Below are 12,544 nucleotides of genomic sequence, written 5' to 3'. Positions count from 1 at the left end.
CGCGACGCGGAAGGTAGCCGATGTCCCAGGATCTCCCCATCCCGAGACAGGACGACCGCTCGGATGACACCTCGGTGCCGCAGTGGGGTGCCCCCGGACGACGGCCGGTCGGCCGGTTCGGGCACTGGCCCGCCGCGCTGCGCCGGGACCGGCGGCTGCCCCCGGTGCTGGCCCTGCTCGGTGCGGTCGCCGGCACGGCGTCGGCGGCCGGGGAGTGGCTGGTGATGACCGTGCCGAACGGTGGGCCGGAGGGCAGCGGCACCATCCGGGTGCCCGGTGGCGTGGCCGAGGTGGGCGGCTTCGGGATCGCCTACCTGGTGGGGCTCCTGCTACTCGGTGTCACGGTGGCGTTGACCCTGCGCGGACGGCCGGCGGTCCGGCACGACGCCCGGGTGGCCGGGCTGGCCGTGGCGGGCGTCCTGGTGATCCTGCTCACCGTCACCGCCTTCTCGTTGGACGACTCGGGTCAGCGGGCGCTGTTCTACTCCCCGGAGGACGGGTTCCGGGTCGACTACGGCCGGGGCCTGGTGATGGCCTTCGTCACCGTCGCGCTGGTCGGGGCGGCGCTGCTCACCACCGTCCGGCAGCCGGACGGTCCGCCTGTCGACGCCGTCGGCCCGCAGACCGACCCGGAGGGGCTCGACCCGGACGCGGACGACCCGCACGGGGACGACCCGGACGCGGACTACACCAGGCCGGCCGCGCCCACCGGGCTGACCGTCACCCCGACGGTCCCGTTCGCCCGCCGCGAATCCCACCCCTGAGCCCCAGCCGGGGTGGACGCCCGGGGCGTCGTACGACGGTCACCGGGCGTTGCCGGCTGATTCGCCCGGAAGCCGTGGTTGCGATCCGGACGGCGAGGTACGGTTGCTGCCCGCCGTCACACCGGGTCGGAAGACCGGTACGGACGGCGGCGGGCAAGGAGGAACGATGACCCGCCCGGGACTGCCCAAACTCATCGCCACCGACCTCGACGGCACCCTCGTGCGCAGCGACGACACCGTGTCGGCGTACACCCACGGGGTGCTCGACCGGGTGCGGGCCGCCGGTATCCCGGTGGTCGGCGCCACCGGTCGTGGCCCCCGGCTCAAGGAACTCACCCGCAACGACATCCGGGCCGCCGACTTCCTGGTGATGGCCGGTGGTGGCTGTGTGGTCGACCAGAGCGACCCGACCGGCCCGGTGGTGCTGCGCGACGAGCGCCTGTCCGCCGGGGTACTGGCCGGCCTGCTGACCGACCTGGAGGCCGTCGTCGGCCCGCTGACCGTCATGGTCGAGGGGTCCGACGAGCACGACGCGCCGCTGTGGGGCGACTATCACCCGTCCTGGCCCTACCCCGAGCTGTTCGAGGCGCGCAGCCGGGCGGAGTGCCTCGCCCTCGACGTGATCAAGGCGTTCGTCCGGACCGCCGACCACGACGTCGACGAGTTGCTGGCCACCGCCCGTCGGATCGTCCCGCCGCAGGTCGCCACCCTCACCCAGGCCGGGCTCGGCTTCGTCGAGATCACCCCGGCCGGGGTGGACAAGGCCAGCGGCCTGAGCGTGGTCGCCGAGCGGCTCGGCGTCGACCCGGCCGACGTGCTGGTCTTCGGGGACATGCCCAACGACCTGCCGATGTTCGCCTGGGCCGGCTGGTCGCGGGTGGCGGTGTCCAACGCGCACCCGCTGGTGCGGGCCGCCGCCGACGAGGTGACCCTGCGCAACGACGACGACGGGGTGGCGGTCTACCTCGACCGGCTACTCTCCCGGTGATGGCAGAGACACCACGGCTGGTCGCCAGCGACATCGACGGCACCCTGCTCGGCGACGAGCGCCGGCTCAGCGCCCGCACCGCGGCGGTACTGGAGCGGATCTCCGCGGCGGGCACCCCCGTCGTGCTGGTCACCGGCCGCCCGATCCGCTGGCTCCAACTGGTGTACGACCAGCTCGCCGCGCCGTTGCCGGCGATCTGCGCCAACGGCGCGGTGGTCTACGACCCGGACACCGACCAGGTGTTGCGGGCCGACCCGCTGGCCCCGGAGCTGCTCGCCGAGGTGGCCCGCCGGCTACGGGCGGCGGTGCCGGAGGTCAGTTTCGCGGTGGAGATCGTGGACAGCCGGGAGATGCGGCACGAGGCGCACTACCCGCTGCGCTGGGACGCCGACCACGAGGCCATCCGGGCGGTCGAGTCGCCTGAGGAGTTGGCCTCGGTGCCGGCGGTGAAGCTGCTGGCCCGCGCCGGCACCCAGGACCCGGACGCCTTCGTGCAGGTGGTGGCGGGGGCGCTGGAGGGGCTGGCCGAGGCGACGCACTCGTCGTACAGCGGATTGGTGGAGATCTCCGCCGCCGGGGTGACCAAGGCCGCCGGGCTGGCCTGGTACGCGGCCCGGGTCGGGGTGGCGCAGGCCGACGTGCTCGCGTTCGGTGACATGCCCAACGACGTGCCGATGCTCACCTGGGCGGGGCGGGCGGTGGCGGTGGCCAACGCACACCCGGCCGTGCTGGAGATCGCCGACGAGGTGACCGGGGCGAACACCGCCGACGGCGTGGCGGCGTACCTGGAGAAGGTCTTCGGGGTGGGCTGAGCGCCCCGGGGCGTCACCGCGCGGCGACGCCCCGGCGCACGCTCAGAGGTACTGGCCGGTGTTGTGGCCCTCGCCACCGGGCTGGCCCATGCCGGGCATGCCGGGGATCATCGCGCCGGGGCCGCTGGGCAGGGCGGGACGGCCACCGGAGCGCATCTGCTCCAGCTGCATCCGGGCGGCCATCTGCTGGGCCACCAGGGTGGCCTGGATGCCGTGGAAGAGCCCCTCCAGCCAGCCGACCAGCTGGGCGTGGGCGATCCGCAGCTCGCCCTCGCTGGGCGCCTGGTCCTCGGCGAACGGCAGCGAGAGCCGTTCCAGCTCCTCGCGCAGTTCGGGGGCGAGGCCATCCTTCAACTCGACGATCGAGCGCTGGTGGATCTCCCGCATCCGGTGCCGGCTGGCGTCGTCGAGCGGGGCGGCCTTCACCTCCTCCAGCAACTGCTTGATCATGCTGCCGATCCGCATCACCTTGGCCGGCTGCTCGACCAGGCGGGTCGGGTCCTCGGCGGTCTCGTCGGTCTGCATGGTGCCGACCGGGCGGCCGTCCGGGCCGACCACGACCACGGTGCCCGACTGCCCGTCGGGGCGGCCCGGCTCGTCAGCTTGTCCAGTGGGGTGCGCTTCGGTCATGGCCCCATCTTTACCCACCCGCTCCCGTCGCACCCACCCGGACCGCCACCGGCCGCGCTACCGTCGCCGGCATGTCCCACGACCCCCGGACGGTGCTCAGCCGGCCCGCCCCGCCGCCGGACCTGACCGTCGCCTACGGCGACGCGCCGGAGCAGCTGGTCGACCTGCGCCGACCGGCAGGTGGCGGTGGTGGTCCGGCCCGGCCGCTGGTGGCGGTGGTGCACGGGGGCTTCTGGCGGGCCGAGTACGACCGCACCCACACCGGCCCGCTCGCCGCCGCCCTGGCTGAGGCGGGTTGGCCGGTGGCCCAGCTGGAGTACCGGCGCACCGGCCAACCGGGCGGTGGCTGGCCGAACACGCTCGCCGACGTCCGGGCCGGGGTGGCGGCGCTGCCCGGGGTGGCCACCCGCGCCCTGCCGGGGCTGGTCGCGCCGGGGCCGCCGCTGCTGCTGGGGCACTCGGCGGGTGGGCAGCTGGCGCTGCACGTGGCGGCGCACGCCCCGCAGGACGTGGCCGGGGTGCTGGCGCTGGCGCCGGTCGCCGACCTCGCCGAGGCGTACCGGCTGGGGTTGGATTCGGGGGCGGTGGCCGCGCTGCTCGGCGGCGGCCCGGCCGAACACCCGCAGCGGTACGCGGTGGCCGATCCCCGCCTTTCGGTGCCGCCACGGACACGCACGGTGATCCTGCACGGGATGCGGGACCGCCAGGTGCCGGCGGCTCTGAGCAGGTCATATGCTGCCACCGCACGGGCCGCCGGCGCCCCGGTCACCCTCATTGAGCTGCCGGAATGTGAGCACTTCGGGTTGATCGACCCGCTCTCGGCGGCCTGGCCGCAGGTAAGGGCTGCGTTGCAGTCGTTGCTTGAAGATCAAGATCCATTGACGCAGGGTCGCCCGCCAGGTAGAACGCCGGAGGGGCGGTGACGCCCGGCAATGCTCCCGGAAGGATTTCGGTGTCGCAGATGAACCGCAGGCGGGCCCTTCAACTGCTGGCCGCGCTCGGCACGACCGGACTCGCCGCCGCCTGCGGCACGGACGACACCGAGACGCCGACCCCCGGCACGCCGATCAAGATCGGGCTGATCCGGCCGGAGAACGGCGACGGCAAGACCATCGGCATCGACATCGAGAACGGCTTCCAGCTCTTCCTGGCGATGAACGGGCAGCAGCTCGGCGGCCACCCGACGACGGTGGTGACCGTCGACGAGGGCGACAACGCCAAGAGCGGCCAAGCCGCCGTCGACAACCTGCTCGGCCAGAACGTCCTCGCCATGACCGGCGTGGTCAACTCGACAGTGATGTCCGGCATCCGGGACGCGGTGGAGAAGGCCCGGGTGCCGCTGATCGGGTCCAACGCCTCCCCGCCCAGCCTGCAGAGCGTCGTCTACATCTGGCGGACGTCGTACGTGCTGGACGAGCCGGGCCGGGCGCTCGGGTCGTACCTGCGGCGAACACTTCCCACCGGGAGCCGGCTCGCCATCGTCGCCCCCGAGGGCACCGCCAGCCAGGACGTGATCAACGGCTTCCGGGACGGCTTCGGCACCGACGACCCCCGGATCATCGGTGACCCCATCCTCACCACCGCCAACCCCACCCCCGGCGACAACGAGTTCGGCGCGCAGATCAGCGAGGCGCTCAGCCGCCAGCCCGAGGGGATCTTCTGCTTCTACTCCGGCACCGCCGGTGAGCAGTTCATCAGGCAACTGCGCCGCAGCCGCTGGTTCGGCGACATCTACGCGCCAGGCTTCCTGACCGAGGGCAACATCCTCGCCGACCTGCGGTCGACCCTGGTCAACGCGGACGAGAGCCTCAAGGCCGGCACCATCCAGACCGCGCTGAACTACTCGGCCGACCTGAACAACAACGCCAACCGGGTCTTCGCCTCGGCCTACCGGAAGACCTACAACGTCTCTCCCACCACATACGCGATGGCCTCGTACGACGCCGCGCAGGTGCTCGACAAGGCGATCCGGCTGGCCGGCGCGGAGCCGACCGCGCAGCAGGTCAACCTGGCGCTGGGCAAGATCGGTCAGATCGACAGCCCGCGCGGGCCGTGGCAGTTCAACCAGCCGCGTACCCCGCAGCAGAAGTGGTACCTGCGCAAGGTGCAGTTCGACGGCCGGTTGCTCTCCAACGTCCTGATCAACGAGATCGCCACCCTCGGCTGAGCCGGCCGGCCCCGGTCGGGCCGGCCGCTCGTGGTGCCGGCGTCGGTCAGGGGCGCAGCTCGGCGATGCAGCACTTGACGCTGCCGCCGCCCTTCTTCAGCTCGGCCAGGTCTACCGGGACCGGGGTGTAGCCGGCCGCCTTGAGCTTGCCGGCCAGCCGGGTCGCGTCGCTGTTGAGCACCACGTTCGCCCCGTCGCTGACCAGGTTCAGGCCGAAGGCCAGCGCGTCTTCGTCGTCGGCGAGCACCGCGTCGGGGAAGAGCTGGGTGAGCACCCGCTGGCTGGCCGCCGAGAACGCCCCCGGGAAGTACGCGACGTTGCCGTCGTCGATCGAGGCGAGCGCCACGTCCAGGTGGTAGAAACGCGGGTCGACCAGGCGCAGCGACACCACCGGCCGGCCCAGCGCCTCCTGCGCCTCGGCGTGCGCCGGCAGTTCGGTGCGGAACCCGTGGCCGGCGAGAACCAGCCCGCCGTGCGCCTCCGGCAGGTAGGCGAAGTCACCCTCACCCTCGTTGGTCTCGCTCGGCGCGATGAAGTGCCAGCCGTGCTTCTGGTAGAACTCCCGGTGCGCGGCGGCCTCGGCGGCCCGCTGCTCGTGCTTGAACTGCGCCCCGTAGACCGTCCCGTCCACCACGAACGCCCCGTTGGCGGCGAAGACCATGTCCGGCAGCCCCGGCTGCGGGGTGAGGACGTGCACGTCGTGACCGAGGTCCACCAGGGTGTGCCGCAGCCGGTCCCACTGTTCGACGGCCAGTGCCACGTCGACGCCGACGGTGAGGTCCATCCACGGGTTGATGGCGTACTCGACCGCGAAGTGCTCCGGGGCACACATGAGATATGTCCGCTTTCGCGGGACGCGCTGCTGGTTCACGGTCACCAAGGGTAGGTAGCGTAGAAGTTTGGTAACAGCCAGAACCATTGCTTCCCCGAGGCGGAACGTTGCAGATAGACGCGGTCGACCAGCGAATCATTGCGTTGCTCGTGGCGGACGCCCGTACCTCGTACGCGGACATCGGCACCCGGGTGTCACTCTCCGCTCCGGCGGTCAAGCGACGGGTCGACCGGCTGCGGGCCAGCGGGGTGATCCGGGGCTTCACCGCCGTGGTCGACCCGGCCGCCGTCGGCTGGACCACCGAGGCGTTCGTGGAGCTGTTCTGCGCCGGCCGGACCACCCCCACCCAGCTCGGGGTGGCCGCCCGCCGACACCCCGAGGTGGTCGGCGCGTACACCGTCTCCGGTGAGGCCGACGCGCTCGTGCACCTGCGGGCCGCCGACATCTCGCACCTGGAGGAGGCGCTCGAACGCCTGCGGGCGGAGCCGTTCGTCACCTCCACCCGGAGCACCATCGTGCTGTCCCGGCTGGTCGAGTCGCCGGGCGTCGGCCCGTCCACCCCCTGACACCCGGCCCGGCTGCGGCGCGCCGGTGTCCCTCGCGCAGGGCGGTGGATCAGAGGTACATGCCGGTGCGGTGCTCGCCGTCGCCCCGACTCGGCTTGTCGCCCTCGCCGAAGAACCGCTTGCCGCCGAACTCGCCGTGCAACCGGTCGTCGAGCTCGTCGGCGAGGCCGGTCATCACCTGCACGGCCAGCATCAGGTGGGTGGCCTGGAAGTTGCGGCCGAAGACCGGGATGGACGCCCACACCGTGTCGTCGGCGCAGTACAACCGGCCGATCGGCATCCGGTTGGTCAGCTCGGAGAGCTTCACGTAGAGCCGCTCGGTCGGCTCGACCTCGGTCAGCACCGGCGAGAAGACGTCCACCAGCGGCGGATTGTCACGTACCCGGACGAAAACCATCGCCGACCCGGCCCGGATGTTGATGTCCCCGTCGGAGTCGATCTGAAGGTGCTCGGAGGTCGACTTGAGCATCGTCGACACCACCGTCCGGACCCGCTCGGGCAGGTCCAGCACCTCCTGCTCAGCGCTCTGGGCGCTCGCGGCGGCGGCCAGCGCCTCGTCCAGGTCGGCCTCGACGTCCCGGTCGGGGCCGAACTCGCCGCGCGCGGTGCCGAGCGCCTCGATCGGCAACGGCTCCCCCTCGGCGTCCTGGCTGAGGTAGACCAGGAAGGCCGGGTGCGGTGCGCCGTACACGTCACGCAGGGTGCGGGAGAGCAGCCCGGCCAGCTTGCTGGCGTCCCCGGTCGACCCGTCCAGGCCGAAGTGCTCGCCGGAGCCCGCCACCACGCCGGGCGGCGACCAGCCGAGGGCGATCATGTCGGCCACCGCCGCGCGGTCGAGCCGGAAGCCCTGCGGCAGGGTGGCGTTGCCCACCGCCCGCGCGGAAATCCGGCCCTGCTCACCCACGGTCACACTGATCGAGTAGACCGCGTCACCGGTGCCGGAGGCGGTCGGGTCGAGGGTCAGTTCGAGCTGCGCCCCGGCGGGCAGTTCACGCAGCCGCGCGGCCAGCGCCCGGGCGAACTCCCGCCACGCCTCGGTGACCTTGGCCCGCAGGTCAGCCGTGCTCGGCTCGTCCAGCAGGACCGACTCGTGGTGGTCGTGGTGCGCCGGCGAGGTGCCGGGCTGGTCACCGGTCGGCTTCGCGGGGTGGTCCGCCGTCATGATCGCCTCCGTCCGTCAAGGTCACCCTACCCAGGCGGGCCGGAGAACGAATCCACCGCGACCGCCATCGGACACCGTCGCCGACGATCGTGGCGGCGGGGGATCACGCCGTGACGGGATCACCGGTCGGGACGTTCGCCGCCCAGCTCCACCGGCCACTGCGCGGCCAGCCCGGTGAGCCGGGCCGCCGCCGCTGCCGGGTCCGCGCCGCGTCCGACCGCCACCCCCAGCAGGTACGCGGTGACCGGCGCACCCGGTCGTAGCACCTGGTGGGCGACGTCCCTGGCCAGGTCCAGCACGGTCGGCACCGACACCTCGGCCGGGTCGAGACCCAACTCGGCGCAGGCCGCCGTCACCCAGTCGTCCAGCACGGTCATCGCGTCCACTCCTCCGCCCGGCGTACGTCGGAGTCAGTGTCGCAGTCGAACCACGGTGGCGGGCCGGCAGCGGACCAGGCCAGCTCGCGTACCGTCAGCTCCCCCAGCAGGTCCCGCATCGACGCCCCGGCCAGCGCACCGGCCTGGGCTCGGCGGGCGGCGACCCGGTCCAGCGCGGCGCGTAGCGCCGGCACCCGCCACACCCCGCACAGCGGCTGGCGTCGCCCCCGGTCGTCGACGAGGCAGACGCCGTCCGCCGCCGCCGGGCCGGATTCGGCGGCGAGCGCGGCGAGCAGCACCCCGACGGCCGGGCGGGTGAGCAACGGCAGGTCGGCGGCGAGCAGGGCGACGACCGCCGTACCGGGGCCGAGCAGGGCCAGCCCGGCGGACGCGGCGGCCACCGGACCCCCACCTGCCGGGTCCTCCCGGGTCACCAGCACGTCGGCCGGGAGCGCCCCACCCGGGCCGACCAGCACCCGGGGTACGGCGTCGGCGACGGCGGCGAGCACCAGGTCCCGCATCGGCCGGCCATGCACCGGCACCGCCGGTTTGTCCCGCCCGCCCATCCGGCGGGCTGCCCCACCGGCCAGCACCACCGCCGCGTACGCCGTCACCCGGCCACGGTAGCCGCCGGGCCCGACCCTCGTGCTCCGGTCGCGCGGCCTCCCGGTTCCGTCCCGTCCCCGGCTGCCGTGCCGACGCCGGCGGCCGGCTGCCGGCGGCCGAGGGCTGCCGGGCGGGCGCAGTGGACGCAGCCAGGGTGGTCAGCGTGCGGGGGGTCGGGCGGGCGGGGCAGGATGGCGGGATGGGACGGGCCACTGACCGGCGGAGCGTGCTCCGGATCGACCTCGACGCGGCGGACGACGCCCGGGTGGCGCTGCGCCGGCCGGACACGCTCGCCGTGGAGGAACCGCTGGAGATCCGGGTCGGCCCCGGCGGGCCGGGTCGACGCCGACCGCTGGCAGTGACCATGCGTACCCCCGGGGACGACCTCGACCTGGCCATCGGCTTCCTGCTGACCGAGGGGCTGATCCGCAGCGACGCCGACGTGCACACCGCCCAGCTCTGCTCCGGGGTGGAGACGCCCAACACGTACAACGTGGTCGACGTGGTGCTCTCCCCCGGTGTGCCGACACCGGCGACGGACCCGGCGCGCAACTTCTACACCACCAGCTCCTGCGGGGTGTGCGGGAAGGCCAGCATCGACGCGATCCGTACCCGGTCCCGGTTCACCGTCGCCGACGACCCGCTCACCGTGCCGGCGAAACTGCTGGCGGAACTGCCCGACCGGCTGCGCGCGGCGCAGCGCGCCTTCGACCGTACCGGCGGCCTGCACGCGGCGGGCCTGTTCACCCCCGACGGGGAACTGGTGGTGCTGCGCGAGGACGTCGGCCGGCACAACGCGGTGGACAAGGTGGTCGGCTGGGCGGTCCGGCAGCGACGGCTGCCGCTCGCCGGGCACCTGCTGATGGTGTCCGGCCGGGCGAGCTTCGAGCTGACCCAGAAGGCGTGGATGGCCGGACTGCCGCTGCTGGCGGCGGTCTCCGCGCCGAGCACCCTCGCCGCCGACCTGGCCGACGAGGCGGGCCTGACCCTGGTCGGCTTCCTGCGTGGCCGGACCATGAACGTCTACACCGGCACCCACCGCGTCACCCCCTGACACCCTGACCCGCTCGCGGCCGGCCGACTCGTGGCGGGGTCGTCAGTCGGGCGGCGTGATCGTGGAGATTTCTTGTCGCCAGGGCCGCAACAACTCTCCACAATCCACCGGCAACCGTTGCCGACCCCGACAGCGGGGGAGGGATCAGCGGGAGGGCGGGCGGACCCAGGTGAGGAAGCGGTCGGTCACGTCGATCCGGCGACCGTTGTCGAGCTGCGTCAGGTGTTCGGCCGCCTCGGCCGACAACCCGGTGAGCAGGGCGAGCAGTCCGGGTAGGTCGTCACCGTACCGCGCGAGGAGGGCGAGCTTCGCCTCCCCGCACGGCCACGGGTTCGCGTCGACCCGGCACAGCCAGATCGGCCGCAGCGGCGTGTGCCGGCCGGGTAGCGGTCCGGTCACCGCGCCCCCACCGGCCTGAGCCGCCGCCCCCGGCCACCCTGCTGGAGCGACGCCCCTGCCGGTCGGTCCGGCTGCGCGAGCCGGCGCGCGCCCGCCGGCATCAGGAACAGGGTCCGCCGCCGGACCGCCTCGCCTGCGGCATTCAGTTCGTACGCGTCGATCCACACCCAACCGTGGTACGTGTGCCAGTCGGCCAGCACCCGGATGACCCGGACCGTGATCGGCCGGATGAACTGCACACTGGCGGTACGCGACAGGTGCAGCACATCTCCCGACCTGACCCCCGGCGGAGTCACCGGGGCCCCTGGTTCCGGCCGTACGCCCAGCGGTGTGCCGGCACGACGTCGGTCATCCGTCCCGGCCCCCGGTACGGCGGCACGAACGGTCCGATTGGTCCGGGCACGATCGGGCGCGCTGGCGGCCCGGGATCGGGTACGGGTTGGGGGCGGGGTGCGGGCTTCGGGCTCCTGTCGGGCTTCGGCTTCTCCCTGGGCACGGCGTCTCCTTTGCGTTCGGTGTGTCCGTGTCGGTGTGTCCGTGTCGGGGTGGAGGAGGGGCCGGCCGCCCTTCCACGGACGGCCCCTCCGGCAGACGCCACCGCCAGCTCTCGACCACTACCGACAGCGCCGCCCTGGTGACACTCTGATGTGGAGGCCGCTAGGCTCGAAAGGTGCAGCGGGAGTCCGGGCCGAGCTGGATGAAGGGCCGCCGAGCGGGTGGCGGCATGAATAGTCGATCTTCAAATTGGGGTGCTGTGCATGGCTGACGTACCAGATCCGCTTGCCGACTTCGTCGTTGCCGAGATCCGCCGTGCCCGGGGCGCCGCCGGGATGACGCAGGAGGCGTTCGGGCGGGGTGCCGGCTTCAGCGCGTCGCACGTCAGTGCCGTCGAGGGGGGCACCCGGGCGCTGACCCTGGACTTCATCAAGGGAGCTGATCGGGCGCTCAGCACCGGTGGGCTCTTCGAACGGCTGGTGAGCAAGCTCGGCACACCGTCGTGGTTCCTGCCGTGGCTCGACGCCGAACGCAACGCGACCCAACTCAGGTACTTCGAACCGAACCTGATTCCCGGCCTGCTACAAACCGAAGCCTACGCCCGCGCGGTTCTTCGGACCGTCGACAGCCTCACCGACGACGAGGTGGAACAACGGGTGTCGGCACGAATCGACCGGCAGAGAATTCTGACCGACGCGCATCCTCCGCAATTGGTGGCGGTGCTCGACGAGAGGGCGGTACGCCTCGCCGGAGAGGGCTTCGGTGTCGTCATGGGGGAGCAGATCGCGCAACTCATCGCCAGGGCAGAACTGCCACATGTTCATGTGCACGTCATCCCGGCAGTCACCGGGCTGCATGTCGGACTGTCCGGACCCTTCGCTCTGGCACGGTCCGTCGGTGGAGTGTGGGTCGGACACCTTGAGAACCAGCTTGGCGGCGTTGTGGTCGACAAGGATGATGAGTTGGCTACGCTCCAAGCGCGGTGGGAGAACGTTCGGAACGAGGCCCTCCCGCGTCGGCAGTCCATCGATCTGTTGAAGGAAGTTGGGAGCCAACATGGACCTCAGTAACGCCACGTGGCGGAAGTCCACCCGCAGCGGTGCGAGCGGTGGGAACTGTGTCGAGGTTGCCGACAACCTTCCCGGCGCGGTCGCCGTGCGGGACTCCAAGGACCCGGACGGGCCGGCCCTGACGTTCGCCCCGACCTCGTGGCGCACGTTCGTCGCCGGGCTGACCGATCGCGCCTGACCGACCTGCACGGTGAGGTACCTGCTGCGAGCCCGATGCAGGCACCTCGCGCCAACTGCCAGGAAGGCGTAGACGTTCGGCGGCCCCCCGCTTACCTCGCGGCGCCGGAACACTGCCTACGAGACGCTGAAGACGTTCCTGGATGGTGAATCTGAGCCACCAGCCCAGACACCGGCATCTAATCGAAAGGCTGCGAGAGGGGACAACCGTGAGACTGACTGATGCGCAGTGGCGGAAGTCCACCCGAAGTGGGACCAGCGGTGGGAACTGTGTCGAGGTTGCCGACAACCTTCCCGGCGCGGTCGCCGTGCGGGACTCCAAGGACCCGGACGGGCCGGCCCTGACGTTCGCCCCGACCTCGTGGCGCACGTTCGTCGCCGGGCTGGCTGATCGCGCCTGACCGACCTGCCCGTGACATGCCTGCCCCGAGATCCGGGGCAGGCA

General features: G+C 72.6%; 17 protein-coding genes. 10 read left to right on the top strand and 7 right to left on the bottom strand.

The genetic code is table 11. The annotated features are described in order from the left end of the window. Positions 1–20 precede the first annotated feature (20 nt). From ACN267_RS25200 to ACN267_RS25190, 3 genes are all read left to right on the top strand, one after another. Positions 21–764, top strand: coding sequence for a hypothetical protein (locus ACN267_RS25200; protein ID WP_421489782.1), 744 nt, complete (start codon positions 21–23; stop codon positions 762–764). Positions 765–930: 166 nt separating this feature from the next. Then, positions 931–1,752, top strand: coding sequence for an HAD family hydrolase (locus tag ACN267_RS25195; RefSeq protein ID WP_204958311.1), 822 nt, complete (start codon positions 931–933; stop codon positions 1,750–1,752). Next, positions 1,752–2,564 carry an HAD family hydrolase gene (locus tag ACN267_RS25190; RefSeq protein WP_204958312.1) on the top strand — a complete coding sequence of 271 codons (813 nt, stop codon included), beginning with the start codon at positions 1,752–1,754 and terminating at the stop codon, positions 2,562–2,564. Before ACN267_RS25195 ends, ACN267_RS25190 begins: the two co-directional genes overlap by 1 nt. A gap of 42 nt (positions 2,565–2,606) precedes the next feature. Here the strand turns inward: ACN267_RS25190 and ACN267_RS25185 are convergent, their stop codons facing one another. Then, the gene (locus tag ACN267_RS25185) at positions 2,607–3,194 is read right to left on the bottom strand and encodes a bacterial proteasome activator family protein (protein WP_204958313.1); all 588 of its coding nucleotides are present in this window, start codon (positions 3,192–3,194) and stop codon (positions 2,607–2,609) included. Positions 3,195–3,265: 71 nt separating this feature from the next. On the opposite strand from ACN267_RS25185, the gene ACN267_RS25180 reads away from it, so the two are divergent. Next, a complete protein-coding gene (locus tag ACN267_RS25180; protein ID WP_204958314.1) occupies positions 3,266–4,117 on the top strand; it encodes an alpha/beta hydrolase family protein in 852 nt (283 codons plus the stop codon). Between the two features lie 29 nt (positions 4,118–4,146). After that, entirely contained in the window at positions 4,147–5,361 is a 1,215-nt protein-coding gene (locus tag ACN267_RS25175) for an ABC transporter substrate-binding protein (RefSeq protein ID WP_421489781.1), read from the top strand. A gap of 46 nt (positions 5,362–5,407) precedes the next feature. Here the strand turns inward: ACN267_RS25175 and ddaH are convergent, their stop codons facing one another. Next, positions 5,408–6,241, bottom strand: coding sequence for a dimethylargininase (gene ddaH, locus ACN267_RS25170; RefSeq protein WP_421489780.1), 834 nt, complete (start codon positions 6,239–6,241; stop codon positions 5,408–5,410). Between the two features lie 59 nt (positions 6,242–6,300). Here ddaH and ACN267_RS25165 point away from each other — a divergent pair, with 59 nt between their 5' ends. Next, entirely contained in the window at positions 6,301–6,759 is a 459-nt protein-coding gene (locus ACN267_RS25165) for an Lrp/AsnC family transcriptional regulator (protein ID WP_204958316.1), read from the top strand. 49 nt (positions 6,760–6,808) lie between these two features. Here ACN267_RS25165 and ACN267_RS25160 read toward each other — a convergent pair whose 3' ends face one another. From ACN267_RS25160 to mobA, 3 genes are all read right to left on the bottom strand, one after another. After that, the gene (locus ACN267_RS25160) at positions 6,809–7,921 is read right to left on the bottom strand and encodes a T3SS (YopN, CesT) and YbjN peptide-binding chaperone 1 (RefSeq protein ID WP_204958317.1); all 1,113 of its coding nucleotides are present in this window, start codon (positions 7,919–7,921) and stop codon (positions 6,809–6,811) included. A 119-nt stretch (positions 7,922–8,040) separates the two neighbouring features. Further along, positions 8,041–8,298, bottom strand: coding sequence for a DUF6457 domain-containing protein (locus ACN267_RS25155; RefSeq protein WP_204958318.1), 258 nt, complete (start codon positions 8,296–8,298; stop codon positions 8,041–8,043). Beyond that, positions 8,295–9,053: a molybdenum cofactor guanylyltransferase gene (mobA, locus tag ACN267_RS25150; protein WP_421490493.1), complete on the bottom strand. Its 759-nt coding sequence runs from the start codon at positions 9,051–9,053 to the stop codon at positions 8,295–8,297. The genes ACN267_RS25155 and mobA overlap by 4 nt, the downstream gene beginning before the upstream one ends. 50 nt (positions 9,054–9,103) lie before the next feature. On the opposite strand from mobA, the gene fdhD reads away from it, so the two are divergent. Continuing rightward, positions 9,104–9,958, top strand: a complete 855-nt coding sequence (gene fdhD / locus ACN267_RS25145; RefSeq protein WP_421489779.1) for a formate dehydrogenase accessory sulfurtransferase FdhD — start codon at positions 9,104–9,106, stop codon at positions 9,956–9,958. A 144-nt stretch (positions 9,959–10,102) separates the two neighbouring features. On the opposite strand, the gene ACN267_RS25140 is transcribed toward fdhD, so the two are convergent. Both ACN267_RS25140 and ACN267_RS25135 read right to left on the bottom strand, forming a co-directional pair. Next, the gene (locus tag ACN267_RS25140; RefSeq protein WP_204958320.1) at positions 10,103–10,357 is read right to left on the bottom strand and encodes a flavin reductase; all 255 of its coding nucleotides are present in this window, start codon (positions 10,355–10,357) and stop codon (positions 10,103–10,105) included. Beyond that, positions 10,354–10,653: a hypothetical protein gene (locus tag ACN267_RS25135; RefSeq protein ID WP_421489778.1), complete on the bottom strand. Its 300-nt coding sequence runs from the start codon at positions 10,651–10,653 to the stop codon at positions 10,354–10,356. Before ACN267_RS25135 ends, ACN267_RS25140 begins: the two co-directional genes overlap by 4 nt. A gap of 462 nt (positions 10,654–11,115) precedes the next feature. Between ACN267_RS25135 and ACN267_RS25130 the strand changes: the two genes are divergently transcribed. The 3 genes from ACN267_RS25130 to ACN267_RS25120 all read left to right on the top strand — a co-directional run bounded on the left by ACN267_RS25130 (position 11,116) and on the right by ACN267_RS25120 (position 12,500). Then, entirely contained in the window at positions 11,116–11,922 is an 807-nt protein-coding gene (locus tag ACN267_RS25130) for a helix-turn-helix domain-containing protein (RefSeq protein ID WP_281901719.1), read from the top strand. After that, entirely contained in the window at positions 11,909–12,100 is a 192-nt protein-coding gene (locus ACN267_RS25125) for a DUF397 domain-containing protein (RefSeq protein ID WP_281901689.1), read from the top strand. The genes ACN267_RS25130 and ACN267_RS25125 overlap by 14 nt, the downstream gene beginning before the upstream one ends. 208 nt (positions 12,101–12,308) lie before the next feature. Further along, entirely contained in the window at positions 12,309–12,500 is a 192-nt protein-coding gene (locus ACN267_RS25120) for a DUF397 domain-containing protein (protein ID WP_281901687.1), read from the top strand. Positions 12,501–12,544 lie beyond the last annotated feature (44 nt).

The sequence above is a fragment of the Micromonospora sp. WMMD734 genome, assembly GCF_049178975.1.
Classification (GTDB): Bacteria; Actinomycetota; Actinomycetes; order Mycobacteriales; family Micromonosporaceae; genus Micromonospora; species Micromonospora wenchangensis.
Note: the sequence above shows the minus strand (reverse complement) of the source record. Positions and strands in the feature narration are given on the sequence as shown.

What these genes read in the sequence shown, in the direction of transcription:
- ACN267_RS25200 (WP_421489782.1), top strand. Translation starts at nt 21, where the DNA reads ATGTCCCAGGATCTCCCCATCCCGAGACAGGACGACCGCTCGGATGAC.
- ACN267_RS25195 (WP_204958311.1), top strand. Translation starts at nt 931, where the DNA reads ATGACCCGCCCGGGACTGCCCAAACTCATCGCCACCGACCTCGACGGC.
- ACN267_RS25190 (WP_204958312.1), top strand. Translation starts at nt 1,752, where the DNA reads ATGGCAGAGACACCACGGCTGGTCGCCAGCGACATCGACGGCACCCTG.
- ACN267_RS25185 (WP_204958313.1), bottom strand. Translation starts at nt 3,194, where the DNA reads ATGACCGAAGCGCACCCCACTGGACAAGCTGACGAGCCGGGCCGCCCC.
- ACN267_RS25180 (WP_204958314.1), top strand. Translation starts at nt 3,266, where the DNA reads ATGTCCCACGACCCCCGGACGGTGCTCAGCCGGCCCGCCCCGCCGCCG.
- ACN267_RS25160 (WP_204958317.1), bottom strand. Translation starts at nt 7,921, where the DNA reads ATGACGGCGGACCACCCCGCGAAGCCGACCGGTGACCAGCCCGGCACC.
- ACN267_RS25155 (WP_204958318.1), bottom strand. Translation starts at nt 8,298, where the DNA reads ATGACCGTGCTGGACGACTGGGTGACGGCGGCCTGCGCCGAGTTGGGT.
- fdhD (WP_421489779.1), top strand. Translation starts at nt 9,104, where the DNA reads ATGGGACGGGCCACTGACCGGCGGAGCGTGCTCCGGATCGACCTCGAC.
- ACN267_RS25130 (WP_281901719.1), top strand. Translation starts at nt 11,116, where the DNA reads ATGGCTGACGTACCAGATCCGCTTGCCGACTTCGTCGTTGCCGAGATC.
- ACN267_RS25125 (WP_281901689.1), top strand. Translation starts at nt 11,909, where the DNA reads ATGGACCTCAGTAACGCCACGTGGCGGAAGTCCACCCGCAGCGGTGCG.